Source organism: Luteibacter sp. P4_D7_3, from assembly GCF_056401735.1.
Map to the genome: position 1 here is coordinate 1 of NZ_JBFUIT010000515.1, position 1,694 is coordinate 1,694.

1 protein-coding gene is annotated in these 1,694 nt (G+C 63.7%); it reads right to left on the reverse strand.

Features of this window, described 5'->3' with window-relative positions; all coding sequences use genetic code 11:
- Positions 1 to 13: 13 nt before the first annotated feature.
- Complete coding sequence (locus AC1DSN_RS22210; protein WP_477332955.1) at positions 14 to 1,609, reverse strand: ATP-binding protein; 1,596 nt, start codon at positions 1,607 to 1,609, stop codon at positions 14 to 16.
- Positions 1,610 to 1,694 lie beyond the last annotated feature (85 nt).

Consider the following 1,694-nt stretch of genomic DNA (forward strand, 5'->3'; position numbering starts at 1 on the left):
CCATGCGTGGGCGTCAGGCACCGCCCACCGGGGTCGCTCTGACGGCAGCATCGATGGCACCCGCCAGCGCCTTGCGATCGAAGGGCTTGGCTAGCTGCGTGACACCACGCAGCGACCCCAAGGCTACCTCCGCATAACCGGTGGCGACGACGATGGGCACCTCGGGCTGAACCGTCCGGACAGATTCAACAAGCTCGGCCCCGGTCATGCCCGGCATCGCGTAATCGGTTACCAGCAGGTCGAAGTGGCCGCCGCCGTCGAAGGCATCCACGGCCTGCTGACCTGATTCCGCCGACACGACAACATGACCCATGTCTTCGAGCAACGCGGATAGCGTCACGCGCACGAGAGGATCGTCATCGACGGCGAGAATACGCAGCGCGCGACCAGGGCCGGGCGACGTGCCTTTCCTCTCCACATCGTGCTTCTCAGGCTGCCGGGCGGGCGACCCAGGGTCGGCAACGGGGAGCAACAAGCTCACGGTGGTGCCTCGTCCGACCTCACTCTCCACTATCAGGCGCCCGTTGGACTGTTCGGCAAGACCGTGAACCATGGATAGGCCCAGGCCTGTGCCTTTGCCAACGCCTTTGGTTGTGAAGAACGGATCGGCCGCGCGAGCAAGGGTCTCGGGTGACATGCCCTCCCCTTCATCGATGACTGACAGGCGGACATACCGGCCTGCGGGGAGACCTGAGGCATGTCCCTTCGTCACCGACTCGACGGCCGCTCGGATCTCGATGCTGCCCCCGGCGGGCATCGCGTCCCGCGCATTGACGAAGAGGTTGAGCAGCGCAAGTTCGAGCTGATGTGCATCGACGAGGGCCCGGTCAAGGGTCAGCGGGAAACGGCTGATGATGGTGATGCGAGACCCGAGGGTGGTCTGGACCATGTCCGCCATACCGTGAACGAGTCCCCCGATGTCCACGGCAGTCGGCTTGAGCTCCTGGCGGCGCGCGAACGCCAGCATCCGTTGGGTCAGGGCCGCGCCCCGATCCACCCCAGCCATGGCGGTATGGAAGATACCCTGTGTGCGCGGATCGTCCGGCAGGCGTGGTCGAAGCAGCTCCAGGCCGCCCCGGACCGCCATCAAAAGGTTATTGAAGTCGTGCGCCATGCCACCCGTAAGCTGACCGATGGCTTCCATCTTCTGCACCTGGAAAAGGGCTTCCCGGGCCTCTTCCAGTTCCCGTGCGGCAGCCCGTTGCTCGGTGACATCCCGGGTGACCTTGGCAAAACCGATGACGGTGCCATCGTCGTCTGTAATGCGGTCAATGATGACGTGGGCCCAGAACCGTGAGCCATCCTGCCGGACCCGCCAACCTTCGTCTTCCACCCGTCCGGTCGTCGCGGCCGTGATGAGGTTGCGGTCGGGAATGCCCGCGATGCGGTCTTCCTCGGTGTAAAACTGTGAAAAATGGTRACCGATGATGTCGTCGGGCAGATAGCCCTTGATGCGTTGCGCCCCTGAGTTCCAGCTCGACACGTGCCCCGTGGGATCAATCATGTAGATGGCGTAATCGGCAACCCCCTGGACAAGGAGTTGGAACAGGGTTTCACTGGTGCGCAGGCGCTCGCTCGCCGAGCCCGGCTGGGTCGGAACATGGTTCATTGAGGACGTTAGCCTGTTCGTTACAGCACCGTGAAGTGTGCCCACGCCGCGTCGAGGGTCTGTGAAGAGGCCGTAATGTTTGGAC